Source organism: Bacillus sp. MM09(2025) (assembly GCF_050496725.1).
Classification (GTDB): Bacteria; Bacillota; Bacilli; order Bacillales; family Bacillaceae; genus Bacillus; species Bacillus pumilus.
Map to the genome: position 1 here is coordinate 31,384 of NZ_JBNWEN010000003.1, position 22,179 is coordinate 53,562.

General features: G+C 41.6%; 30 protein-coding genes. 25 read left to right on the top strand and 5 right to left on the bottom strand.

All coding sequences use genetic code 11. From position 1 onward, the window contains the following. The first annotated feature begins 197 nt into the window (after nucleotides 1–197). From ACQYAC_RS04260 to ACQYAC_RS04275, 4 genes are all read left to right on the top strand, one after another. Entirely contained in the window at nucleotides 198–1,823 is a 1,626-nt protein-coding gene (locus ACQYAC_RS04260) for a xylulokinase (RefSeq protein ID WP_429942805.1), read from the top strand. Next, nucleotides 1,817–2,521, top strand: a complete 705-nt coding sequence (locus tag ACQYAC_RS04265; RefSeq protein ID WP_429942806.1) for an L-ribulose-5-phosphate 4-epimerase — start codon at nucleotides 1,817–1,819, stop codon at nucleotides 2,519–2,521. The genes ACQYAC_RS04260 and ACQYAC_RS04265 overlap by 7 nt, the downstream gene beginning before the upstream one ends. A gap of 17 nt (nucleotides 2,522–2,538) precedes the next feature. Continuing rightward, on the top strand, nucleotides 2,539–3,960 hold the full coding sequence (gene araA / locus ACQYAC_RS04270; RefSeq protein WP_429942807.1) for an L-arabinose isomerase: 1,422 nt from the start codon (nucleotides 2,539–2,541) through the stop codon (nucleotides 3,958–3,960). An 81-nt stretch (nucleotides 3,961–4,041) separates the two neighbouring features. Continuing rightward, a complete protein-coding gene (locus ACQYAC_RS04275; RefSeq protein WP_061408677.1) occupies nucleotides 4,042–5,382 on the top strand; it encodes a sugar porter family MFS transporter in 1,341 nt (446 codons plus the stop codon). Between the two features lie 35 nt (nucleotides 5,383–5,417). Here ACQYAC_RS04275 and ACQYAC_RS04280 read toward each other — a convergent pair whose 3' ends face one another. Next, nucleotides 5,418–5,630 (bottom strand): hypothetical protein, encoded by a 213-nt coding sequence (locus tag ACQYAC_RS04280; RefSeq protein WP_044139544.1) that lies wholly within the window; start codon nucleotides 5,628–5,630, stop codon nucleotides 5,418–5,420. A gap of 222 nt (nucleotides 5,631–5,852) precedes the next feature. Between ACQYAC_RS04280 and ACQYAC_RS04285 the strand changes: the two genes are divergently transcribed. From ACQYAC_RS04285 to ACQYAC_RS04305, 5 genes are all read left to right on the top strand, one after another. Continuing rightward, nucleotides 5,853–6,146 (top strand): CotD family spore coat protein, encoded by a 294-nt coding sequence (locus ACQYAC_RS04285; protein WP_044139542.1) that lies wholly within the window; start codon nucleotides 5,853–5,855, stop codon nucleotides 6,144–6,146. Nucleotides 6,147–6,246: 100 nt separating this feature from the next. After that, a complete protein-coding gene (locus ACQYAC_RS04290; RefSeq protein ID WP_429942808.1) occupies nucleotides 6,247–6,768 on the top strand; it encodes an N-acetyltransferase family protein in 522 nt (173 codons plus the stop codon). 16 nt (nucleotides 6,769–6,784) lie between these two features. Next, on the top strand, nucleotides 6,785–7,339 hold the full coding sequence (locus ACQYAC_RS04295; RefSeq protein WP_429942809.1) for a delta-aminolevulinic acid dehydratase: 555 nt from the start codon (nucleotides 6,785–6,787) through the stop codon (nucleotides 7,337–7,339). A 159-nt stretch (nucleotides 7,340–7,498) separates the two neighbouring features. Then, a complete protein-coding gene (locus ACQYAC_RS04300; protein ID WP_429942810.1) occupies nucleotides 7,499–8,911 on the top strand; it encodes a polysaccharide deacetylase family protein in 1,413 nt (470 codons plus the stop codon). 93 nt (nucleotides 8,912–9,004) lie between these two features. Then, complete coding sequence (locus tag ACQYAC_RS04305; RefSeq protein ID WP_003217441.1) at nucleotides 9,005–9,196, top strand: hypothetical protein; 192 nt, start codon at nucleotides 9,005–9,007, stop codon at nucleotides 9,194–9,196. Nucleotides 9,197–9,243: 47 nt separating this feature from the next. On the opposite strand, the gene ACQYAC_RS04310 is transcribed toward ACQYAC_RS04305, so the two are convergent. Further along, nucleotides 9,244–9,375, bottom strand: coding sequence for a hypothetical protein (locus ACQYAC_RS04310; RefSeq protein ID WP_260850340.1), 132 nt, complete (start codon nucleotides 9,373–9,375; stop codon nucleotides 9,244–9,246). Nucleotides 9,376–9,526: 151 nt separating this feature from the next. Between ACQYAC_RS04310 and ACQYAC_RS04315 the strand changes: the two genes are divergently transcribed. The 3 genes from ACQYAC_RS04315 to ACQYAC_RS04325 are packed head-to-tail and all read left to right on the top strand — an operon-like array spanning nucleotide 9,527 to nucleotide 10,707. Continuing rightward, a complete protein-coding gene (locus ACQYAC_RS04315; RefSeq protein ID WP_429942811.1) occupies nucleotides 9,527–9,952 on the top strand; it encodes an NUDIX hydrolase in 426 nt (141 codons plus the stop codon). 32 nt (nucleotides 9,953–9,984) lie between these two features. Further along, the gene (locus tag ACQYAC_RS04320; protein ID WP_429942812.1) at nucleotides 9,985–10,401 is read left to right on the top strand and encodes a hypothetical protein; all 417 of its coding nucleotides are present in this window, start codon (nucleotides 9,985–9,987) and stop codon (nucleotides 10,399–10,401) included. Between the two features lie 15 nt (nucleotides 10,402–10,416). Next, nucleotides 10,417–10,707, top strand: coding sequence for a DUF3986 family protein (locus tag ACQYAC_RS04325; RefSeq protein ID WP_429942813.1), 291 nt, complete (start codon nucleotides 10,417–10,419; stop codon nucleotides 10,705–10,707). A 117-nt stretch (nucleotides 10,708–10,824) separates the two neighbouring features. On the opposite strand, the gene sigK is transcribed toward ACQYAC_RS04325, so the two are convergent. Beyond that, nucleotides 10,825–11,553 carry an RNA polymerase sporulation sigma factor SigK gene (gene sigK / locus ACQYAC_RS04330; protein WP_058014952.1) on the bottom strand — a complete coding sequence of 243 codons (729 nt, stop codon included), beginning with the start codon at nucleotides 11,551–11,553 and terminating at the stop codon, nucleotides 10,825–10,827. Between the two features lie 231 nt (nucleotides 11,554–11,784). On the opposite strand from sigK, the gene ACQYAC_RS04335 reads away from it, so the two are divergent. The 4 genes from ACQYAC_RS04335 to ACQYAC_RS04350 all read left to right on the top strand — a co-directional run bounded on the left by ACQYAC_RS04335 (nucleotide 11,785) and on the right by ACQYAC_RS04350 (nucleotide 14,863). After that, on the top strand, nucleotides 11,785–12,906 hold the full coding sequence (locus tag ACQYAC_RS04335; protein ID WP_429942814.1) for an aspartate phosphatase: 1,122 nt from the start codon (nucleotides 11,785–11,787) through the stop codon (nucleotides 12,904–12,906). Between the two features lie 175 nt (nucleotides 12,907–13,081). After that, nucleotides 13,082–13,822, top strand: a complete 741-nt coding sequence (locus ACQYAC_RS04340) for a polysaccharide deacetylase family protein (protein ID WP_180310489.1) — start codon at nucleotides 13,082–13,084, stop codon at nucleotides 13,820–13,822. An 84-nt stretch (nucleotides 13,823–13,906) separates the two neighbouring features. Beyond that, complete coding sequence (locus ACQYAC_RS04345; RefSeq protein ID WP_429942815.1) at nucleotides 13,907–14,635, top strand: SGNH/GDSL hydrolase family protein; 729 nt, start codon at nucleotides 13,907–13,909, stop codon at nucleotides 14,633–14,635. Nucleotides 14,636–14,713: 78 nt separating this feature from the next. Beyond that, on the top strand, nucleotides 14,714–14,863 hold the full coding sequence (locus tag ACQYAC_RS04350; RefSeq protein ID WP_003217499.1) for a hypothetical protein: 150 nt from the start codon (nucleotides 14,714–14,716) through the stop codon (nucleotides 14,861–14,863). A gap of 135 nt (nucleotides 14,864–14,998) precedes the next feature. On the opposite strand, the gene ACQYAC_RS04355 is transcribed toward ACQYAC_RS04350, so the two are convergent. Continuing rightward, entirely contained in the window at nucleotides 14,999–15,139 is a 141-nt protein-coding gene (locus tag ACQYAC_RS04355) for a sporulation histidine kinase inhibitor Sda (RefSeq protein ID WP_003217327.1), read from the bottom strand. A 362-nt stretch (nucleotides 15,140–15,501) separates the two neighbouring features. On the opposite strand from ACQYAC_RS04355, the gene ACQYAC_RS04360 reads away from it, so the two are divergent. The 8 genes from ACQYAC_RS04360 to ACQYAC_RS04395 are packed head-to-tail and all read left to right on the top strand — an operon-like array spanning nucleotide 15,502 to nucleotide 20,519. Next, on the top strand, nucleotides 15,502–16,023 hold the full coding sequence (locus tag ACQYAC_RS04360; protein ID WP_044139602.1) for a YqeG family HAD IIIA-type phosphatase: 522 nt from the start codon (nucleotides 15,502–15,504) through the stop codon (nucleotides 16,021–16,023). A 2-nt stretch (nucleotides 16,024–16,025) separates the two neighbouring features. Continuing rightward, nucleotides 16,026–17,126: a ribosome biogenesis GTPase YqeH gene (gene yqeH, locus ACQYAC_RS04365; RefSeq protein ID WP_065098458.1), complete on the top strand. Its 1,101-nt coding sequence runs from the start codon at nucleotides 16,026–16,028 to the stop codon at nucleotides 17,124–17,126. A gap of 21 nt (nucleotides 17,127–17,147) precedes the next feature. Then, nucleotides 17,148–17,990: a shikimate dehydrogenase gene (aroE, locus tag ACQYAC_RS04370; protein WP_058014627.1), complete on the top strand. Its 843-nt coding sequence runs from the start codon at nucleotides 17,148–17,150 to the stop codon at nucleotides 17,988–17,990. Continuing rightward, nucleotides 17,984–18,274 (top strand): ribosome assembly RNA-binding protein YhbY, encoded by a 291-nt coding sequence (yhbY, locus tag ACQYAC_RS04375; RefSeq protein WP_034661378.1) that lies wholly within the window; start codon nucleotides 17,984–17,986, stop codon nucleotides 18,272–18,274. Before aroE ends, yhbY begins: the two co-directional genes overlap by 7 nt. A 13-nt stretch (nucleotides 18,275–18,287) precedes the next feature. Next, nucleotides 18,288–18,857, top strand: coding sequence for a nicotinate-nucleotide adenylyltransferase (locus ACQYAC_RS04380; RefSeq protein WP_429942816.1), 570 nt, complete (start codon nucleotides 18,288–18,290; stop codon nucleotides 18,855–18,857). Then, entirely contained in the window at nucleotides 18,847–19,410 is a 564-nt protein-coding gene (gene yqeK / locus ACQYAC_RS04385; protein ID WP_429942817.1) for a bis(5'-nucleosyl)-tetraphosphatase (symmetrical) YqeK, read from the top strand. The genes ACQYAC_RS04380 and yqeK overlap by 11 nt, the downstream gene beginning before the upstream one ends. A 12-nt stretch (nucleotides 19,411–19,422) precedes the next feature. Continuing rightward, nucleotides 19,423–19,779 carry a ribosome silencing factor gene (rsfS, locus tag ACQYAC_RS04390; protein WP_003217467.1) on the top strand — a complete coding sequence of 119 codons (357 nt, stop codon included), beginning with the start codon at nucleotides 19,423–19,425 and terminating at the stop codon, nucleotides 19,777–19,779. Beyond that, nucleotides 19,776–20,519: a class I SAM-dependent DNA methyltransferase gene (locus ACQYAC_RS04395; protein WP_429942818.1), complete on the top strand. Its 744-nt coding sequence runs from the start codon at nucleotides 19,776–19,778 to the stop codon at nucleotides 20,517–20,519. The genes rsfS and ACQYAC_RS04395 overlap by 4 nt, the downstream gene beginning before the upstream one ends. A gap of 48 nt (nucleotides 20,520–20,567) precedes the next feature. On the opposite strand, the gene comER is transcribed toward ACQYAC_RS04395, so the two are convergent. Continuing rightward, complete coding sequence (comER, locus tag ACQYAC_RS04400; protein WP_429942819.1) at nucleotides 20,568–21,416, bottom strand: late competence protein ComER; 849 nt, start codon at nucleotides 21,414–21,416, stop codon at nucleotides 20,568–20,570. Between the two features lie 90 nt (nucleotides 21,417–21,506). Between comER and ACQYAC_RS04405 the strand changes: the two genes are divergently transcribed. Further along, on the top strand, nucleotides 21,507–22,136 hold the full coding sequence (locus ACQYAC_RS04405; RefSeq protein WP_429942820.1) for a helix-hairpin-helix domain-containing protein: 630 nt from the start codon (nucleotides 21,507–21,509) through the stop codon (nucleotides 22,134–22,136). Nucleotides 22,137–22,179: the final 43 nt, after the last annotated feature.

Below are 22,179 nucleotides of genomic sequence, written 5' to 3' on the forward strand. Positions count from 1 at the left end.
GAATCAAAAACAGGCGCTTTCCCTTTCTGACGTCCCAGCTTTAGAAAAGTGCAGGTTTTTGTCGTATTGTGTATGTACAACTATATTTATTATTGACATATGTACGTACAAATATTATATTGTGAATGTGCACAGAGAATCAATGAATCTAGAAAATTAAAATTGAAACCGCTATCAATCATGGAGGTGAACGCAGAATGAATCATGAAGAGACGACCAAAGCCTTAAAAGAAGGACGGACATCTTTAGGGATTGAATTTGGTTCAACAAGAATTAAAGCTACCTTAATAGATGAAGCGTTTCAGCCAATTGCCCAAGGTGCATTTGAATGGGAAAGTTCTCTTCAGGAAGGTATTTGGACGTACAACTTAATTGATATCATTACAGGTCTTCAAGTAGCGTACCGAGAGATGAAAGAGCAAGTCGAGCAAAGGTATGGCGTGACCATTCAAACCATTGGCTCAATTGGGGTATCAGCGATGATGCATGGCTATGTGGCATGTGATCATACAGGAGAGGTCCTCGTTCCATTTCGCACATGGCGGAATGCAACAACCATAGAGGCGAGTCAAAAACTGACGGATGTTTTCCAATTCCATATTCCAGAAAGATGGAGCATTGCCCATTTGTATCAAGCCATATTAGAAGAGGAAAAACATCTTTCCCGTTTAGAATATATGACCACCCTATCAGGATACATTCACTGGCTGTTAACAGGAAAGCAGGCCATTGGCATTGGGGATGCGTCAGGTATGTTCCCAATTGACGAACAAACGAAAGATTACAATGAAGAAATGCTCCATCAATTTGAAGACTTGATCGCAGAAAAAGGCTATCCGTGGAAGCTTCGTCATCTTCTGCCGCGTGTTTATTTAGCAGGTGAGGAGGCTGGCGTGTTAACGGCAGCAGGAGCAGCCATTTTAGATCAAGGCAAACATTTGCGGCCAGGCATTCCATTTTGCCCCCCGGAAGGTGACGCCGGAACGGGAATGGTGGCAACAAACAGTGTAGAAAAACGAACAGGGAACATTTCAGTTGGGACATCTGTTTTTGCCATGATTGTGCTAGAGCAGGAGCTAAAGGGTGTATATCCAGAAGTGGATATGGTCACAACGCCGGACGGACTGCCAGTCGCAATGGTTCATGCGAACAACTGTACAAGTGACTTAAATGCTTGGATGAATATCTTCAGAGAGGCATTTGACGCATTGGGTATGCAAGTAGCATCAGAAAAGGTGTACGAAGCTTTATTGCAGCAGGCGTTAGAAGCAGATCCAGATGGCGGCGGACTCTTAAGCTATGGCTATTATTCTGGTGAAAATATTACAAGACTGCCAGAAGGAAGACCTCTTTTTGTCAGATCAGCTGAAAGCCGCTTTAATCTGGCTAACTTCATGCGTACCCATCTTTTTTCTGCTTTTGGCGCAATGAAAATAGGGATGGATCGCTTAAAAGAACAAGAACATGTTGTGATTGATCGTTTATTAGCACATGGAGGGTTATTTAAAACACCGCTCGTTGGTCAAAAAATGGTGGCGGCAGCGCTTAATACACCTGTATCAGTCGTTTCCACTGCGGGAGAAGGCGGTGCGTTTGGAATGGCTGTCCTCGCTTCCTATATGATCCATCATCAAAAGCAAACATTGGCTGAATTTCTCACGCATCAAGTGTTTGCCCATACATCAGAAGAACTGATAGAACCCGATCCGCTTGATGTCAAAGGCTTTGGCGAATTTTTAAAGCGCTATCAAGACGGCCTTCCGATTGAAGAGGCGGCAGTAGCACATCTGATGCCAAAGAAAGGAGTGACAACCGTATGCTAGAACGCTTAAAAGAAGAAGTATACGAAGCCAATTTAGATTTACCAAAATACGGACTTGTGAAATTCACATGGGGCAATGTCAGCGCGTGTGATCGTGACAGCGGTCTATTTGTTATTAAGCCTAGCGGGATAGCGTATGATCAATTATCACCGAAAGACATGGTTGTGGTCGATTTTGACGGTGAAGTAGTGGAAGGGGAATACAGCCCTTCATCAGATACAGCAACACATGCTGTCCTTTACAAACACTTTGAGGAAATTGGCGGTATTTCACATAGCCATTCCATGTGGGCAACCGTTTGGGCACAGGCAGGTCTCGATTTACAGGCAATGGGCACAACACATGCCGATACATTTTACGGCGCTGTTCCGTGTGCTCGATTTCTGACAGAAGAAGAAGTCAATCGCGGTTATGAGGTAGAAACGGGCCGGCTGATCATCGAAACGTTTGAGAAAAGAAACCTAGATGTGATGGCGGTGCCGGGTGTTTTGCTTCAAGGCCACGGCCCATTTACGTGGGGGAAAGATGCAAAAAGTGCGGTCACAAACAGTGTGATTTTAGATGAAGTCGCCAAAATGAATTTATTCGCAAAGCAATTAAATGAATACGCGGAGCCTCTTCCGCAGCGAATTTTAGATAAACATTACTTAAGAAAACACGGCGAACATGCGTATTACGGACAAAAACCTTCAAGATAAAGAAAAGAGGGATACCTATGTTAACAAGTCAACATAAAGAATGCTGGTTTATTGTCGGATCACAGCATTTATACGGAGATGAAGCACTACAGAAAGTAAAAGCAGATGCACAAAAAATGACAGATGCCTTAAATGAGAGCGGTTTACTTCCTTATCCAGTGATCTTGCAGGAGCTAGCTGTCAGCGCGGATCAAATCACAAAGCTGATGAAAGAGGTCAATTATCGTGATGAGGTTGTCGGCGTCATGACGTGGATGCATACATTTTCACCGGCAAAAATGTGGATACGCGGGACCAATCTTTTGCAGAAGCCTCTTTTGCATCTTGTCACACAGTATCATGAAAAGATTCCGTGGGACACGATCGACATGGACTATATGAATCTTCATCAATCGGCACACGGAGACAGAGAATATGGCTATATCAATGCACGTCTAAATAAACAAAATCAAATTGTTGCCGGTCATTGGTCTAAGCCGGATGTGCAGCAGCAAATCGCTGATTGGATGGACGTGGCAGCTGCCTATCATGAAAGCTTTCAGATTAAAGTGGCTAGGTTTGGTGACAACATGCGCCACGTGGCTGTCACAGAAGGTGATAAAATCGAAGCCCAGATTCAGTTAGGGTGGACCGTTGATTACTTTGGTATAGGCGATCTTGTCAAATATGTGAATGCAGTAGAAGAAGCAGAGGTAGATGCATTATTTGCAGAGTATTTAACGCAATATGATGTGGATTATGGGACGTATTCAGTTGAAGAATGGGAAAAAAGTGTGAAGGTGCAAGCGCGCTATGAAATCGCTATCAAACGCTTTTTAGATGAAGGCGGGTACAATGCCTTTACGACAAACTTTGAAGATTTACATGGAATGAAACAGCTGCCAGGACTTGCGGTACAGCGGCTAATGGCAAAGGGATATGGCTTTGCGGGTGAAGGCGATTGGAAAACGGCTGCGCTGGACCGGTTATTAAAAGTGATGAGTCATCATCAATCCACTGGTTTTATGGAGGACTACACGTATGAAATGACCTCTGGACAGGAAGCAGTGCTGCAATCTCATATGTTAGAAGTAGATCCGGCGCTCGCCCATACGAAACCTGTCATTGTCGTATCTCCGCTTGGAATCGGAAACAGGGAGGATCCAGCTCGTCTTGTGTTTGATGGAAAAGCAGGGGAAGGTGTTGTTGTTTCTATTGCTGACTTTGGGACTCATTTCAAATGGCTCATACAAGAAGTCGAAGCCTTTGAGCCGGAGGAAGTAGCACCTCATTTACCGGTTGCACGTGTTCTTTGGAAAATCAAGCCGAATTTTCAGGATGGCGTCAAAGCGTGGATTAAGCAAGGCGGGGGTCATCATACAGTCGTATCCCTCAATTTAACGGTTGATCAAATTGTTCATTTTGCAAAGCTTGTGAGTGCAGAATATGTGGTTTTATAGAAGGGTGAAAGGTCTTCTACTGATTACAGTAGAAGCACGGGATGAAATGAAAGCGGTTAATTAAGTGAGGGGGTCATCCACTTGGAGAAAAAAGTGTCAAGCAAATTTATTTTCTTTTTCGGGTCCTTTGCAGGCATCTTATTCGGATATGATATTGGGATTATTGCAGGGGCAGAAGGGCATATTCAGCAAGAATTTCAGCTCAGCCCATTATGGCTTGGAATTGTCGTCTCTTCATTAATGGGCGGGGCGATCATCGGCTCCATTTTAAGCGGTCTCTTAGGGGATAAATTTGGCCGCAGAAAGCTTATTTTGGTCTCATCTGTTATCTTTTTTGTCGGAGCGATCGGATCAGCTATCGCACCAGAAGAGATTTCACTAACCATTGCACGTATCTTTTTAGGAACAGCCGTTGGTACAGCCTCATCTTTGGTGCCGGCATACATGTCTGAAATTGCTCCTGCTAAAATTCGCGGGAAATTGTCCGGGCTCAATCAGCTCATGATCGTGAGCGGACTATTGCTGAGCTATATTGTCGCATTTGTGTTTGAACCTATTCCAGACAGCTGGCGCTGGATGCTCGGTAGTGCCGCTTTATTTGCCATCGTGCTTTATATTGGTATGCTGAAGCTTCCTGAATCTCCGAGATATTTAATTAAACACGGAATGGCTCATAAAGCACGGGAAGTATTAGGATCACTGCGCTCTTCTCATGAGGAAATCGAAGCAGAGATGCAGGAAATTTTAGAAGTCGCAAAAGAAGAACGCTCTGGTATTCGCGAGTTGTTTCAAAAGAAATTTAGAATGGCTCTTTTCATCGGGGTTGGGATGGCGACCCTTCAGCAAATTCAAGGGGCGAACTCTATTGTGTATTATGCAACGAGTATTGCTCGAAATGTAGGGCTTGCACCTCAGGTTGCCGCAGGTTTTACAGTCATTGTCGGTGTCATTTTTGTCGTCACCACCGTGATCTTTTTACAATTTGTTGACCGGTTCGACCGCCGAACGATTCTCACTGTAGGGGGAACGGGCATGGCCCTTTCTTTCTTTGCACCAGCCGCATTAGGTGCACTTGGCGTTAGTGAAGGGATTTTAAACTGGGTAACATTGATTTCACTTTGCTGCTTTATCTTGTGCTACGCCTTCTCATGGGCACCAATCACTTGGATCATCATCGGCGAAATCTTCCCGCTTTCTGTCAGAGGTATCGGCGCAGGTATTTCATCTGCCTTTAACTGGACGGGATCGTTAGCCGTTGGACTCGTGTTCCCTATCCTGGCAGACAAATTCAGCTTCGGGGTCATTTTCTCCTCATTTGGTGTCATCTGCTTAATCGGACTATTGTTCACCCGCTTTGTACTAGTGGAAACAAAAGGAAGAAGCTTAGAACAAATCGAAACCGATATGGCAGCACGAGTATAAAGAGAACCCTCTATCCCATGTGGATAGAGGGTTTTTTACTCAAGCGTCTGTTTTAGCTCATCTGGCAATAAATCAATCAATTGATCATAAGAAGATAAATCCAGCACTTCAAGCAGTGCATAGTATTTCGCATAAACCTCACTCAGCTGATCAGGATGATTCGTTTCATATCGATTCAAATGCATTTGAGTCAGTTCAAGTGCAATGTCTAGCTTATTTCGTTCGATTGGTTGTGTCGTATTGATCAAATCGTTCACCTCGTGTTTGATGATGAGTGGGAAGGCTATGGGGCACATTTTCTTCTATCACAAAATATCATTTGTATAATATGTTAAAATCACCCTTTTGTAAAGAAAGAGAATACGAGATGAATAGCGGAATTTTTAAAAAATAGACAAGCATCTAATCACGAATGGCGTCTCTTACATACGATAGAGTGTAAGTGAAAGACAAATTGAAGGGGTGTTGAGATGAGCCGGAATCGATTAGATGATTTTTTCTTTGGACCTCGCAGAGGAAACCATGGAGGAGATGAAACGGTTGTTTTCCCCACACGTCAAATTGTCAACACAAGAACGAATGAACAAACCATCAGAAAAATTCATCCAACTCATATCACAAACGTCAACAAAAACATCAAAAGAATTGAAAACTACTATCCTGTCACTGAGTCGACTCATAACGAGTATATCGTGAAAGAATACGATTGCGGCAGTGATATCAAAAACCCTTGCTGCCGTCCAGTGAAACGCTGTAAGTGGTAATGGAGGGGGCATCCTTTTAGGGGATGCCTTTTTATTTTCAGGAGAAACATTTTGATCAAAATCTCCTTTCAAGATAAAATTGGACGTATTAATCATTCTGTTGGGGGGCGATGTTCTGAATATTCGATTGTTAACACCAGATGATGCTGAAGAATATGCCGCATTGAGACTAGAAGCACTGCGATTACATCCTGAGGGCTTTGCGATGAGTTATGAAGAAGAGCAAATCGGTACAATAGAAAAATACGCAGCTCGTTTTGCTTCTGTACAATTGATGTGGACCTTTGGCGCCTTTGATCAAGGGAAACTTGTGGGCATGGTCACGCTCATCCAAGAAAATTTGCAGAAATTAAAGCACCGAGCGAATGTAGCAGCGATGTATGTAACGGCGGGTGCCCGCGGAAAAGGAGTAGGCAAGGCCTTGATGACAGAAGTTCTTTCATTCGCCGGAGAACGACATGACATCGAGCAAATGTATTTATCAGTCGTGACGACCAATCACTCAGCCAAACGCCTGTATCGCTCTATTGGATTTGAGTCATACGCACTTGAAGAAAAAGCACTAAAATGGCCTGATTATACATATGCAGATGAGGAAAAAATGGTTTTATTTTTAGCATAATCTGGAGGGGATAAAAGTGGATCAACAGACGATGCGCATTATGTTAGCAGCAGGACCAAATAGTGAGCTGGAATCTTTTGCGCTGCGTGCAGCACTTGAAAACTTCGGTGTGAAAGTCGATATGCAATGGATCGGAAGACCAAATGACCTGATCCATGTGTTATCTGGAAAAAATAGAGGAGAAATCGATTACATTCTTTTATCGTTTCATGGGGAAGAAGGAGCATTTCTCATGCCGGAATTAGGGGAAGATGTATATGAAGATGGGGAGCCTAGAGGAGCTGCTTTTGGAGTGGATGAAATCAAGCGATATGCTTCGTTAGAAGGGGTTCACGTTATTTCTACAGGCTGCACACTAGGTGAGAAAAAACTAGCGGATGCCTTTTTAGAAGCAGGTGCCATGTCCTATGTAGCGCCGGATGATTACATTGATGGGAATGCGGCATTCATCTTTGTATTGACTATGCTTTATGAGCGATTGAACAATACAAAGACGCTTAGAGCGGCTTTTGATCGAGCGAGTTCGATTGATGAAGAAACGAAATTATTTCAACTATATATGCAAAAATAATGTTAGGGCTGAGAAATCAAGCCCTTTTTCTATTCCTCTTTTAAAATGTGTCTAAAATGTGACGAGTTTGTTTTTTGAAAACTAAATGGGGTTCACGCAAAGTCTATCCTACAAACACACGTCATCAAGGCATGACGCCATCACGAGAGGGGAATTATTGTGTCAATGAAATGGAAGATTAGTCTCGTCCTATGCGGACTTGCAATCATCATCGGAATTGCTGCGTTTTATCATAATCAGCAGGCAAGCGGGACGGAGAAGAAGAAAGTAGAACAAGATGCGAGCTATAAAGAAGTGGAAATAGTCACCCTCGTGAATGACGGGAGATACATGAGATATGCTGTCAACTATCCGGTGTTTCATCAAGAAAAGCTAGATCAAGAGATGAAAAGATTTGCTGAAACAGCGCTAGATAAATTCAAAACATCATTCAGTGAAGCAAACGATGTCGATGAAGATCATCGATACGAATTAAACATAGATTACGAGATTACTCATTATGCCAAGCAAACCGCTGCGATAAAATTCAATACATATGAATTGAAAGGCGGAGTAAAAGGCGCACATCAAACGAAGTTGTTCAATTTTGATTTCAAGAAACAGCATTTTTTATCAATAGATGATCTATTTTTATCAAAGAAAGAAGATCTGCAAAAACTGTCTCAAATGACATTTAATGAATTAAAAAAAGATCGCTCTCTTGCTGAAAATGAGCATTTGCTCAAACATGGAACGTCTCCTGCAGCAGAGCATTATCAGTATTTTGCCATCAAAGATCGTTTTATAGAATTCTACTTTCCAGCAGGGCAAATCGCACCAAGCGAACAAGGGCCTCAAGTGCTGGCGATTAAAAAAACGCTGCTTAAAGGAATGTTAAAGCCTGAATACATTCATAAAGAAAAGAACAAAAATGAGAAAAAAGAACCGATCTCAAAAAGAAAGCTCGTCAAACTGCCAAAACAAGCAACATTCAACCCGAGTCAAAAAGCTATTGCCCTGACATTTGATGATGGACCAAATCCATCCACGACCTCAAAAATTTTAAAAGCCTTAAAAGAAAACAAAGGACATGCGACATTTTTTGTATTAGGAAACAGGGTTCAATATTACCCTGATATGCTAGGTGAAATCAGAAAGGGTGGGAATGAAATCGGAAATCATTCCTATAGCCATCCTTTACTCACAAGACTTCCATTAAAACAAGCCGTCAAACAAGTGGAAGAGACCCAGCAAATCATTGAAAAAGCGAGCGGTTTCACACCGACTCACTTTAGACCGCCATATGGAGGAACAAACGGGCAAATTAACGCGGCTGTCAACATGAAAGTCACGCTTTGGGACGTAGATCCAGAAGACTGGAAATATCGCAACAGCCAGTACGTTGCCAACTACATTCTCACACATGCATCTAGCGGAGAAACTGTTTTAATGCACGACATCTACGACACCTCGGCAAACGCAGCTGTCACGATTATCAAGGAATTAACCAAACAAGGATATCAATTATTGACAGTGTCAGAGCTTGAGCAGTGGAAGGAAGCGCGGGCGAAGAAAGGTGAATTGAATACGTAATGATCATGCGAATCTTAGTGGATTCGCATTTTTTAAATCCAATTATGAAAATAAAGGAAATGATGTTAGAGTTGTAGAAAGGGAGGGCTTCGAATGGTATTGATGAGGTTGATCAGCCTATATATGCTGACAGCGTTTTGTTTGGGTTTTATCGTCAACTATGTACCTGGTTTGATGCTGCCCATTTATATTCTTGCGATGATCGGGCTCATTTTATGTCTCGTTCATATTGCGCTGCATTATATTCGTCGAATCAGATATATGTTGCTTCATGAGAAACGGTAAGAATAATGGCTTACTCTAAAAAACCTCTCTCTAAAAGAGTGAGGTTTTTATTTTTTCGGTTTTTGCTGTTCTAACAGTTGTATAATTTTCTCGTTTGATTCTTTCATTTGTCTTAATAAAGAAACGATATTCCCTGTAAACCCAATGAGGACAATAAGTAAAATGATGATGATCCACATGCTGTGGCCTCCAATCTGCTCACGAAAGCTGTTTGCTTTCTTATCCATTCTCTTGTATCAAGGATACCGTATAATGAATGTATTGAAATGAACAGTTCGTGCTATTTATTGGATAATTGATGAGAAAAGAGAATGATTGAGGGGGATTCATTTGAAAAGAGTAGACGTAGTATCAGCTATTATGAATGATGAGGCAGAAAATATTTTAATGGTCAAAAACGTAAAGGGATATTGGGGGCTTCCTGGTGGTGCTGTAGAAAAAGGCGAACAACTGCATCAAGCCGTGATCCGTGAGGTGAAAGAAGAGACAGGGTATATTTGCAAAGTAAATGAACTTCATTCGGTTCGAGAAGCATTCTTTCAAGACAAAAAGCATCATGCACTGATGATCACCTTCTTTGCTGAAATCACCGGAGGACAAATGAGTATTCTCGATCCGGATCATGATATTGAAGAAGTAAAATGGGTCAGCAAGCAAACTTTTCAAAAGCTAAACCCAAAGCTATATCACTTGCTGAAATTAAACGAAGAACCACAAGCTTTTTATAAATTTGAAGGAAATAGAACAGTTGGATAACAAATTGATATAGGCATGAAGGAGAGATATGGATGTTTTTGTACTACGGTCCTACAGGCGATCCAGTCGAAAATCCGGGCGAAGAATTCTTGAAAAAGATCTTCTTTCAAGAGGGTGAACAGTATTGGAAACAAGGAAACGGGGAATCTTCCATTGAGATAGAGGAAGATTGGGAAAGTGAAAGTCTAGTTTTCTTTTATACTGAACCGTATGGGTTCTTGATCATGAGGTATCCGAATTTTTTAGTCCCTTTTAAAAAGATAGAACAAATAGAAACAATTGAACATGATGTTGCGGGATCGCCATTGTATGTGCCGTCGTGTAGCTTCATCAATCGTGATCAAGCTTATCAAATCGTTCACCATTTTTTGCTGACAAAAAAGGTTCCTGATTTTGTTGAATGGGTCGAGTTGAGGGATATTGATTTTCAGCATGATAAGAAAAGTTAAGGGAGTAAAATGAAAGTGTGTACAGATGAAAGAGTACATAGGTTAGACGATACTATGCATTTACATGTAGGATATTACGAACATGGTTTTGATTATGAAGGCGTGTTTTTTAAGAGTTTAGAGACAGGAAGATGGCTATTGTTTTTTGATCAAAAAAGTGATGGTATAACGCTTTTGAAGGAATATGAGCAGTGGGATGATCTAGGGCTATTGATTGGAGAATATCTGATTGAAGATGATCTAATTGAGGAGGAAGGTCATAAGCTTTTTGAACGTTTTTTAAAAGAAAACATCATGGTGAAATAAATGAGGATAAAACATGACATAGCTTTCTTTTGTATATATGAGCTAAATGATGATGATAAAATAAAAACAGACCCAACAAGGTCTGTTTTTTTAATAGAAGTTGGGAAAAGTTTATTTTCACTTCCCCTTCTCCCGCTTCCGTTTCTCCTTCTCCGCCCGGTAAAACTCATGAAACATCTTCATCAGCGCCCGCTTCTCAATCCGGGACACATAGCTCCGCGATATTCCGAGCTCCTTGGCTATTTCCCGCTGCGTTTTTTCTTTCTTTAAATCAAGGCCGAACCGGCCGACGATCACTTCTTTTTCCCGGCCGTCGAGAATGTCGATATACTCTTTTACTTTTTCAAGCTCCATGTTGAGCTGAATCGTATCAATCACATCTTCATTTTCGGATTTTAAGACATCAATTAAAGAAATTTCATTGCCTTCTTTATCCTGACCAATGGGGTCATGCAAGGAGACATCCTTTTTTGTCTTTTTGAGCGCGCGTAAATGCATCAGGATTTCATTTTCAATACACCGCGCGGCATACGTTGCCAGCTTTGTTCCTTTTCCAGAGGAATAGCTTTCGATGGCTTTAATGAGTCCGATCGTCCCGATGGAGATGAGGTCTTCTGCGTCTTCCCCGGTATTTTCAAATTTCTTGACAATATGGGCGACGAGCCGAAGGTTATGTTCAATCAGCATATTTCTCGCGTGTTCATCGCCCTCTGCCATAAGGGCTAAGTATTTTTTTTCATCATCTCCCGAAAGGGGCTGTGGAAAGGCATTGTTTTTGACATAGGACACTAAGAACACCAATTCTTTGACCATCAATCCCATCGCTGTAAATACTCCTGCCACGATTTTCACCTCCACCATGTTTAGGCCACTGCCTATATCCTCAAATGTATGTGAAGGGGGGATTGTCTGTGTCTGTACGATGAAAAAATCATCTTTTTCGAAAAAAACGGGCTTCTGTTCGTCTTGTTTTGCTTCCCTTCTCATATGTTTGCGGTTTCTTTGCGGTGCTTGGCGGTCAAGAAGCGTGCTAAAATATGTAATATTAGACCGAAAAGGAAGGGGTTTTTTCGGAACATGGGGAAGGTTCTTTCTTCACATGTAGGTATGAAAATTAATGAATGGTATCGAATGATACGGCAGTTCAGTGTTCCAGATGCGGAAATCCTAAAAGCAGAAGTAGAAGCGGAAATTGAACGGATGGAAGAGGACCAGCATTTACTGATTTATTATCAGCTCATGTGTTTTCGGCACCAGATCATGCTTGACTATATACACCCTTCAAAATATCAACCTTTCTCAGTATCTAATCTTGTCGATAAAATCGAAAACTCCAATCATGAGTTATCTGATATGCTGCATTATTACCATGCATTTTTTCGTGGCATGCATGAGTTTAGTCAAAAAGAATATTTAGAAGCCGTCAAATATTACCGAGTGGCAGAAAAACAGCTGTCTATGGTATTTGATGATATTGAGCAGGCTGAATTTCATTTTAAAGTAGCGGAAGCCTACTATATTATGAAGCAAACGCATGTCTCGATGCATCATATTTTAAAGGCGCTGGAAATATACGATCAGCATGATGCTTATTCTATTCGCATCATTCAGTGCCTGTTTGTGATCTCAGGAAACTATCAAGATTTAAAACGAAAAGACCGAGCACTGCCTCATTTAAAAAAGGCAAAACAGCTCGCATCACAAATTGATCACCCGCGGATATACAGTTCAGCGCTTTATAATTTAGGGAAATGTTATGGGGAGCTGGGCTACCTTGAGGAAGCAGAACGCTATTTAACAGAATCGGCTAATATTGCCTGTAAAGAGCAGCTTCCCACGCTTCCGCATACGCTCTATACGCTGGCAAAACTGCTTTTTAGACAAAATGAACAAGTAGCAGCATGCCGCATATTAGAGGAGGGAAAATTAGCTGCAAAGAAGCATGAAGACCAGCTGTTCTGTCATATGTTTGAGTATCTAGATGCTTTATATGTTCAAGAAATGAATGAAGAACAACTGCAAAAAACCATTGATTATTTGGAAAAACTTAGCCTATACTCTTATATAGAGGATATCTCACTAGAAATTGCGACAGCCTTAGAAGCCTCTCAACAATACCAGAAGTCCAACCAGTATTATCGGAAATTATTATGGGCTCAAAATCAAATCCAAGAAGGAGAGTGTCTGTATGAATTCTAAGCAACGTTCGACAGTTGAAGAGAGAAACCAAACGTGAAACAAAAAGCGGGCCTGATGGCCAGCTTTTTTTTATGTAAAAAAGAAGCCAGAGATGCGGATCGTGACCTTGAATGTTGAATGATTCATTAAAAAGCGGGCAATTTAATCTGTAAGAATGTTCTGTGGAGGCGGTCAAGTGAGAGGGTTGCATGTCTTGATGTGTATATTAATGCTATGCACGTTTGTTCCTAATAAAATAGAAGCTCGAACATTAAAAAGAATCGACCTAGAAAAAACAGGACGAGCTTTTTGGGACATGAGACAGGAACGAAAAAAGATTGCACTGACCTTTGATGATGGACCTCATCCAGTGTACACGAATCAAGTATTAGATGTGCTGAAGGAGCATCAAGTGAATGCCAGCTTTTTTGCTATAGGCAGCCGGATTCATACATATCCAGAGATTGCGAAACGAATCGTAGGCGAGGGAAATGAGCTTGGCAACCACACGATGAATCATACGTATTTTGACCTGTTATCATCAAAGGAGATCAAGCAGGAGCTAAAAGAATCAGCGGCTCATATCGCTTCACTCCAGCCAGGAGGGCCCTTATTATTTCGCCCTCCTGGCGGCCGCTTGACGATGAAATCTTTCCGCATTTTGTCAAAACAAGGATATGATGTGGTCATGTGGTCCTTTACGCAAGATCCGAAGGACTGGTCAAGACCAGGCTCACGCAAAATAGCAAGCCGGATTATTGATCACATTCAAGGCGGCGATATCATTCTTTTGCATGATGGCGGGGGAAACCGGAAGCAGACGGTCGAAGCACTGAAACAAGTGATACCTGAATTAAAGGATCGAGGCTATGAATTTGTCAAAGTGAGCGAACTGCTGCATCATGACAAAGCGTATGTACCTGTTCAACTGCACTAGGAAGTATTCGTCAAAAACAGTCATTCATTGAAACCAAAAGTCTTGTCGTTTACTATATGAAGAGGGCTTTTGGAGGTGAATGTTGTGAAGAAATATGTTGTCCTTTTCATCCTGCTTTGTGTCGTTGCTGGGTGTTCAAAGCCAGAACAAGAAAGTGTCATTGCATTTGGCGACAGCAATACAAAGGGATCAAACTGGGACTTTCGAGATTATCCAACATCTGAAAAATGGGTGAATCTCATGAAAAACGTCGAGCGCGGTCAAATTCAAGTGAAGAACGCAGGGATTGGCGGGCAGACGACTGAAGATGCGAAGCTTCGCTTTGAGCAGGATATTTTAAAGCAGAAACCAACTTACGTCCTCATCATGTTCGGTACGAATGATGCGGCGATTTTAGACGGGAAACATCCCCGAGTGACGAAAAAAAGATTTAAAGAAAATATAACCTACTTCATTTCTGAAAGTAGAAAAGCAGGTATTACCCCGATTCTCATGACGTGCGTTCCTGTTGTAGAAGGCGGAAAAAAGGGCTTGTATTATTACTCTAGGTATAAGTCATCTTATTTTACTGAGAGAGGCGGGGCAAGAGCTTGGCAAAATTCCTATAATGACATCACGAGAGAACTAGCCAAGGATCAGCAAGTACCGCTTGTCGACAACTGGAAAGCGTTCATCCGAGAAGCAGGCGAAGATAGTGACAATGCGCTGATTCAATCAGGTTTGATCGACCCTTCTGGCAATCATATGACGCCAAAAGGGGCAAGAATCATTTATAACGAAATCAAAGAGCGTGATGTCATTAAACATTTTTAAATGATGGCCATCTGCCTAAACAAGACCATCCATCCAGCATAGTCTAACAGTATATCTTCCTAGAAGGAGGTAACTGATATGTGGGGATGCCCTTATCCTTACCCTGCGTGTTCGCCTTATCCAGCTCAAGGAGCAGGAATCGGTTACGCTTTTCTTGTTGTGTTCCTTGTGGTCATTTTGGTCGTAGGTGGAGGGTTATGGTTTTGGAATGAACAGCCTTGCAAATAAGACACCTCTTCTTTGTTAAGAAGGGGTGTTTTTTACGGAAAATAGTAGTAAGCCTATAGCGCAAGTGATATAATATCAGTCACCTGAGTTTAAAAAAGGAGAGTGCTCGGGAGGCATGGTTCCTGTGATATGGAATTAAGAGGAAACAGAGAGCATATGCCCGAGCGAACGTCTTTTCATTTCTGTCTCAATTAATTCAATGAAGTCGCGATTTAAGTTCATTTCATTTGCTTTATAGTACGATTCTATAAGTAAATCATCTGACAGCTTTTTCATACTAGAAACCCATATGATGGGAAAAACACCTCCCCTGAAAAAGTTGGCATAAAACTTGAGGAAAAGACATATCATCATAGGTTGATCGAATGTCTCTGAAGTACCTTTAATCTACCATGAATGGGAAACAAGAACAATCGTTCTGTTATCCACATGGTGAAGTGGATAACTTGTGGGTAGAGTGTTTATAATTGAATGAAAGCGTGATGGAATATAGGTGGATAATGTGTGTAAAATTATCCACACCTGTTGAAGGTCCTCATCATATGTCGAAAACTTTTTCATTGTATTCGATAGACAGACAAATTGTGATTTGATTCGACACAATCGCTGAAAAACCAATGGAAGAAAGGGTGCAAATTGTGCTAAAGAAGTATTTCTTACCGGATGAATTTGTGAAAAGCATTTTCCACATTTCACCGCAAAAACTAAAAGAACGAAATGTAAAAGGAATTATTACCGATTTAGATAACACACTAGTAGAATGGGATCGTCCAAGTGCGACGCCCCGCTTAATTGAATGGTTTCAAGAAATGAAGGATCACGGGATACAAGTGACGATTGTATCGAACAATAATGAAAAAAGGGTCAAGCTTTTTTCTGAACCCGTTCATATCCCGTTTATTTATAAAGCGAAAAAGCCGATGGGAAGAGCTTTTAATAAGGCTGTCGCTGATATGCAATTGAAAAAAGAAGATGTGGTGGTCATTGGGGATCAGCTTATGACCGATGTTCTAGGCGGGAATCGTCACGGCTTCCATACGATTTTGGTCGTCCCTGTTGCTGCCTCAGACGGATTTTTCACTAAATTTAACAGGCAGATTGAACGCAGAATTTTAGGAGCCTTAAAGCGTAAGGGCCACATTCAGTGGGAGGAAGAGTAATAATGGAAAAGGTTGTTTGTATTGGCTGCGGTGTAGCCATTCAGACGGAAGATAAAGATCAATTAGGATATGCGCCGGCAGCATCTCTATTGAAAGAAGATGTGATCTGTCAGCGCTGTTTTAGGTTAAAGAACTACAATGAAATACAAGATGTTTCTTTAACGGAAGACGACTTTTTAAATATATTGCACAGCATCGGAGAGACAGATTCTCTGATTGTCAAGGTCGTTGATATTTTTGACTTTAACGGAAGCTGGATAAATGGGCTGAGTCGTATTGTCGGTGGTAACCCGATTTTACTCGTCGGCAACAAAGTAGATATTTTACCGAAATCCGTGAAAAAAGATCGTTTGATTCATTGGATGAAACGGGAAGCGAAAGAAAACGGATTGAACCCGATCGATGTGTTCTTAATCAGTGCAAGCAGAGGTCAGGGCGTACCTGAGGTGATGGAAGCGATCGATCATTATCGCGAGGGAAGAAATGTCTATGTCGTCGGCTGTACGAATGTTGGGAAATCTACATTTATCAATCGAATCATCAAAGAAGTATCTGGCGAAGAGAACGTGATTACCACATCACAATATCCAGGTACAACACTTGATGCCATTGAGATCCCGCTTGATGATGGATCTGCTCTATTTGATACGCCGGGCATTATCAATCGTCATCAGATGGCGCACTATGTCAGCAAAAATGACTTGAAGATCTTAACGCCGAAAAAAGAATTGAAACCGAGAACGTTCCAATTAAATGAAGCACAAACGCTTTATTTTGGCGGGCTTGCTCGATTTGATTATGTAAAAGGCGGCAGAACGTCATTTGTCTGCTATATGCCAAATGAGCTGAACATACACAGAACAAAGTTAGAGAACGCAGATGATTTATATGAAAAACATGCAGGGGAACTGCTATCACCGCCATCAAAAGAGGGGATGGAAGATTTTCCAGCACTCGTTCCGCATACCTTTACCATTGATCAGCCCAAAATGGATATCGTTTTCTCAGGCTTAGGATGGATCACGGCAAATGATGCAGGTAAGCAAATTAAAGTCTATGCGCCAAAAGGCGTGCATGTGTTTATGAGACGTTCGTTAATATAATTGTTCAGAGGGGGAGAGACCTTGAAACCTTTATACGGAGTAATCGGTAACCCTGTTGGCCATTCAATGTCTCCAGATATTCATAATGCAGCATTAAAGGATGCTGGAATTGATGGACATTATCACGGTTTTCAAGTAGAAAATGATGACCTGAAAGATGCGATTAGCGGTATGAAAGCCTTAGGAATCAGCGGCTTTAACGTCACTGTTCCGCACAAGGTAGACATCATGCAGTACCTAGACAAAATTGATGTCACAGCTGAACGCCTGCGTGCCGTCAATACGGTGCGGCTCGAAGGAGGTCAGCTCGTTGGATACAACACAGATGGAGAGGGCTTTCTTCATTCATTGCTTGAAGCCTTAGATCAGCCATTATCAGAGCTTTCATTTCTTCTAATTGGTGCTGGAGGAGCGGCAAGAGCAATTTATACGACAATTGCTGGCTATGCACCGAAAAGCTTTGATATCACCAACCGCACCATTGAAAAAGCTGAGGCTTTAATTGAAAGTGCAGATGGGAACATCACTTCTAGTGCCATTACATTAAAGACGGCGGAAGAGCAGCTTGGGGAATATGATGTCATCATCCATACAACCTCTATTGGTATGCACCCGAATGTTGAAGAAACCCCGATTTCTTTAGCAAACGCAAAAAAAACAGCGGTCGTTTGTGATATTGTGTATAATCCAATAGAAACAAAACTGCTCAGAGAAGCAGCCGGGTTAGGTTTGAAAACAGTAGATGGTGTCGGCATGTTTGTTGGACAAGCAGCTAGAGCCTTTGAACTATGGACAGGCATCACGCCTGACGTAAGAAAAATGAAGTCAATTGTGATACAGAAATTAGGAGGAACACCATGTTAAAAGGGAAACAAAAACGTTTTTTACGTGCAAAAGCACATCATTTATCGCCTATTTTTCAAGTAGGAAAAGGCGGGGTAAATGACAATATGATCAAGCAAATTTCCGAGGCGCTTGAAGTAAGAGAACTGTTAAAGGTCAGCGTATTACAAAACTGCGACGAGGACAAAACGGAAGTTGCGAAAGCACTTGTCAAAGGTGCAAAAGCTGAACTTGTTCAAACGATCGGAAATGTGATTGTCCTTTATAAAGAATCGAAGGAAAATAAACAAATTAAGCTGCCGTAAAGGTGGATGTGATATGAAAAAAATAGGGTTGTTCGGCGGTACGTTTGATCCTCCTCATAATGGGCATTTACTGATGGCAAATGAGGTGCGTTTTCAAGTAGGGCTTGATGAAATTTGGTTTATCCCAAATCACAAGCCTCCTCATAAAACAGACCGGAAACGAGCAGATAGTCGTCACCGGGTGAAAATGGTGGAAGCGGCGATCCAGTCAAATCCACATTTTCGATTGAAGCTCATTGAAATGGAGCGAGAGGGTCCATCTTATACAGTAGATACGGTGGAGCTTTTAAAGAAGCGTCACCCTGAAGATGAGTTCTTTTTTATGATTGGAGCGGACATGGTCGAGTATTTGCCAAAATGGCATCGGATTGATGATTTGCTTCAGATGATTACTTTTATTGGGATGAAAAGACCGGGTTATACCGGAAATACGACATATCCTCTTTTATTTGCAGATGTTCCAGCTTTTGATGTATCATCGACATTGATTAGGCAGCGAATCTTGCAGGAAAAACCTGTCGATTATTTGATACCGAAACCTGTTGAGCGTTATATAAAGGAGCATCACTTATATGAATCGTGAAGAAGCATTGAACTGTGTCAAAGAGCAGTTAACAGAGCATAGATATACACATACACTCGGGGTTATGGAGACAGCTATTTCATTAGCGGAACGGTTCGGTGCAGATGTGAAAAAAGCAGAAATCGCCGCTATTTTTCATGATTATGCGAAATTTAGACCAAAGGATGAAATGAAGGGGATTATCCAAAAGGAGCAGATGAACCCTCTATTGCTGGAATATTCGCCCGAGCTTTGGCATGCCCCGGTCGGTGCCTATTTGGTTAAAAAGGAAGTAGCTATTAACGACCAAGACATTTTAACGGCTATTGAATTTCATACATCAGGCAGACCAAACATGACATTACTTGAAAAGGTCATTTATGTCGCTGATTATATCGAACCAGGACGTCATTTCCCTGGTGTTGAAGAGGTAAGAGAGTTAGCAGAGCAAGATCTAGATAGCGCACTGATTCAATCACTAAAAAACACGATCAGCTTTTTATTGAAAAAGAACCAGCCAGTCTATCCAGATACGCTTGCGACTTACAACTCACTTGTGCATAAGAACAATTAAGGAGGAATTTGGATGGATTCATCATCAATTTTAAACGTCGCGGCAGGAGCATGCGATGATAAACGGGCGGAGGATATTATTGCCCTTAATATGCAAGGAATTTCACTTGTTGCCGATTATTTTCTCATTTGTCACGGGAACTCTGATAAACAAGTTCAGGCCATTGCAAGAGAGGTAAAACATCTTGCAGAGGAAAGTGGAATTGAAGTGAAGAAGATGGAGGGCTTTGATGAAGCAAGATGGGTATTGATTGATCTTGGTGATGTCATAGCTCATGTGTTCCACAAAGAAGAAAGAGGATACTACAACCTAGAGAAGCTATGGGGAGATGCGCCGAGAGAAACGCTTTCACTTGGCATTAACTCATGATTTATCAAGGGTTTGCAGGTGTATATGACGAGCTCATGACACATGCACCTTATGATGAATGGGTTCAGTGGATCCAGCAGAATATCAAACCGAATGCTGCCATTATTGATGTTGGCTGTGGAACTGGAGAGATTTCTCTTCGGTTAGCTGAAAAGGGTCATGCAGTCACAGGAATTGACCTCAGTGAAGAAATGCTGGCTTTCGCGCAGCAAAAAGCACAGGCGAAAAAGCAGTCCATTCAATTTTTACATCAAGATATGAGAGAGCTGACGGGTTTTGAGCAATTCTTTCAAGCGGCGGTTATATGCTGTGATTCCTTGAATTACTTAAAAAACGAAAATGATGTCAAAAAAACCTTTAAAAACATGTTTCAGCTTTTAGAGGCAGATGGGGTTTTACTCTTTGATGTTCATACTCCTTATAAAATGGATAAGGTATTCCCAGGTTCGACTTATGCCGATCAAGATGAAGAGATCAGCTATATTTGGCAGAGTGGTAAAGGGGATGACATGTATTCGGTCATTCACGATTTAAGCTTTTTTGTAAAGGACGGAGACGTGTATCAGCGTTATGATGAGACACATGAACAGCGTACATTTCCATTTGAGACGTATGCGGCGTTCCTTGAGTCCGCTGGCTTTGAACAAATAGACGTGACTGCTGATTTTACAAATGAAGCGCCCGGGGAATTCGCCGAAAGATATTTCATTTCAGCTAAGAAACCAAAAACCATCGTTTAATGGAACGATGGTTTTTTAAAATCCTTTTTTCGCTTGTTGCAGAGTTGATTAATTTCTGTGATCATCAGTAAACACACTTGGCGGGTATTGATGCGCAACTGCTTCAAGATCTTCATCGAATTTTTCATGTGTGTTTTGAAAAAGGCGGTGAAACATATCTTGAACACCTGCTTCAAGTGCTTTAATCCCTTCACCAGTGACGCCGCCTTTTACACACACTTTGTCTTGCAGTGTCGGAAGGGTATAGACTCTTTTTTCGATCAAACGGCCAAGCCCTACAAGCATATCTTCTGATAAGGAGGTGGCTTCTTCTTTAGAAATATCCGTTTCTTCAACGGCTGCTTCAATCATTTTCTGAACGAGGAAGCTGATAAAGGCAGGACCGCAGCTGACGATATCTGACGCCGCTCTTGTAATCGAATGATGAATTTCGATAGGTGTTGAAATGCAGGAAGCTAATTGTCTTAACGCTGTTTTCGTTGTGACATTACATGACGATCCAAATGTTAAAAGTGACGCTCCTGATAAAGCGCGGTTCGTAATGCTTGGAATCAGCCTGGCTGTTTGACAAGGAACGACATCCTGAAGCTGCTCAGGATGAACCGGACTTGTGATGATGACAATGGTTTGCTGCTCTGTTAAGAGAGGGCTCACTTCCTTTAACAGAGGATAAATATCAAGCGGTTTGACACAAACAAAGATAAAATCTTTATTCGTGATAGCTCCTGTAAGCTGTTTCGTAACTTCAAGATCTGGGTGGTTCTTTTTTATATTGAACGCTTTTTCAATGGTCCGGTTTGTGATGGTGATGGATGAGGGATTGACTGCCTTTGATTCAATAAATGCCTCAGTAAGTATGGTACCCATGTTTCCTGTACCGATTATCCCGATATTCAAACGTTCTCCCTCCTTAGGCGCATAGGATCTGTTATCTTCTAAACAGTATGTTGAGCAATAGAAAAATATGATTGAAAGAAGCGTGAGCACTTGAAGCGATTCATTCCATTGAAAAAATACAGTCTTTATATCGGAGCTGGGCTCATGGGCGCGATCATCATCACTTTCTTCCTTTTGGTAGGAAATAAGGGGGGCACTAGAGAGCCAAGTGTATTGAAGGGCGATCAAGACAAACAAGTCACATTAGAAGACAAACAAGAAAAGACCGATAATGAATCATCCTCCATTTTTGTGGAGGTCAAAGGGGCTGTAAAAAAGCCAGGTGTTTATACGTTTCAGCCTGATGCGCGGGTAGAAGAAGCCATTCGAAGGGCAGGAGGCTTTACTAGTAAAGCAGACACGATTGAAATTAATCAAGCAGCAAAATTAGAAGACAGTATGATGATTTATGTCCGGAAGCAGGGAGAAGCAGAGAGAGACACACAAACAGCAGGTGCAAGCGTTCTATCAGGTAATGAAAAGAATCAAGGTGTCAATGTCAATCAGGCTGATGCGGCGGAATTGCAAACCATTAATGGAATAGGGCCAGCTAAAGCAGAAGCCATCATTACGTACAGAGAGGAACACGGAGAATTTCAACAAATTGAAGATTTGCGGAACATTTCAGGTTTTGGGGAGAAGACCATTGAACGGCTGAAAAATGAATTGACCGTTAAGTAGAATTGACGGTATAGAAGGAAGGCATGTACACTTAATACCAACC

What these genes read in the sequence shown, in the direction of transcription:
- ACQYAC_RS04260 (WP_429942805.1), top strand. Translation starts at nt 198, where the DNA reads ATGAATCATGAAGAGACGACCAAAGCCTTAAAAGAAGGACGGACATCT.
- ACQYAC_RS04265 (WP_429942806.1), top strand. Translation starts at nt 1,817, where the DNA reads ATGCTAGAACGCTTAAAAGAAGAAGTATACGAAGCCAATTTAGATTTA.
- araA (WP_429942807.1), top strand. Translation starts at nt 2,539, where the DNA reads ATGTTAACAAGTCAACATAAAGAATGCTGGTTTATTGTCGGATCACAG.
- ACQYAC_RS04285 (WP_044139542.1), top strand. Translation starts at nt 5,853, where the DNA reads ATGAGCCGGAATCGATTAGATGATTTTTTCTTTGGACCTCGCAGAGGA.
- ACQYAC_RS04305 (WP_003217441.1), top strand. Translation starts at nt 9,005, where the DNA reads ATGGTATTGATGAGGTTGATCAGCCTATATATGCTGACAGCGTTTTGT.
- ACQYAC_RS04310 (WP_260850340.1), bottom strand. Translation starts at nt 9,375, where the DNA reads ATGTGGATCATCATCATTTTACTTATTGTCCTCATTGGGTTTACAGGG.
- ACQYAC_RS04320 (WP_429942812.1), top strand. Translation starts at nt 9,985, where the DNA reads ATGTTTTTGTACTACGGTCCTACAGGCGATCCAGTCGAAAATCCGGGC.
- ACQYAC_RS04335 (WP_429942814.1), top strand. Translation starts at nt 11,785, where the DNA reads ATGGGGAAGGTTCTTTCTTCACATGTAGGTATGAAAATTAATGAATGG.
- ACQYAC_RS04350 (WP_003217499.1), top strand. Translation starts at nt 14,714, where the DNA reads ATGTGGGGATGCCCTTATCCTTACCCTGCGTGTTCGCCTTATCCAGCT.
- ACQYAC_RS04355 (WP_003217327.1), bottom strand. Translation starts at nt 15,139, where the DNA reads ATGAAAAAGCTGTCAGATGATTTACTTATAGAATCGTACTATAAAGCA.
- yqeH (WP_065098458.1), top strand. Translation starts at nt 16,026, where the DNA reads ATGGAAAAGGTTGTTTGTATTGGCTGCGGTGTAGCCATTCAGACGGAA.
- yhbY (WP_034661378.1), top strand. Translation starts at nt 17,984, where the DNA reads ATGTTAAAAGGGAAACAAAAACGTTTTTTACGTGCAAAAGCACATCAT.
- ACQYAC_RS04380 (WP_429942816.1), top strand. Translation starts at nt 18,288, where the DNA reads ATGAAAAAAATAGGGTTGTTCGGCGGTACGTTTGATCCTCCTCATAAT.
- yqeK (WP_429942817.1), top strand. Translation starts at nt 18,847, where the DNA reads ATGAATCGTGAAGAAGCATTGAACTGTGTCAAAGAGCAGTTAACAGAG.
- rsfS (WP_003217467.1), top strand. Translation starts at nt 19,423, where the DNA reads ATGGATTCATCATCAATTTTAAACGTCGCGGCAGGAGCATGCGATGAT.
- ACQYAC_RS04395 (WP_429942818.1), top strand. Translation starts at nt 19,776, where the DNA reads ATGATTTATCAAGGGTTTGCAGGTGTATATGACGAGCTCATGACACAT.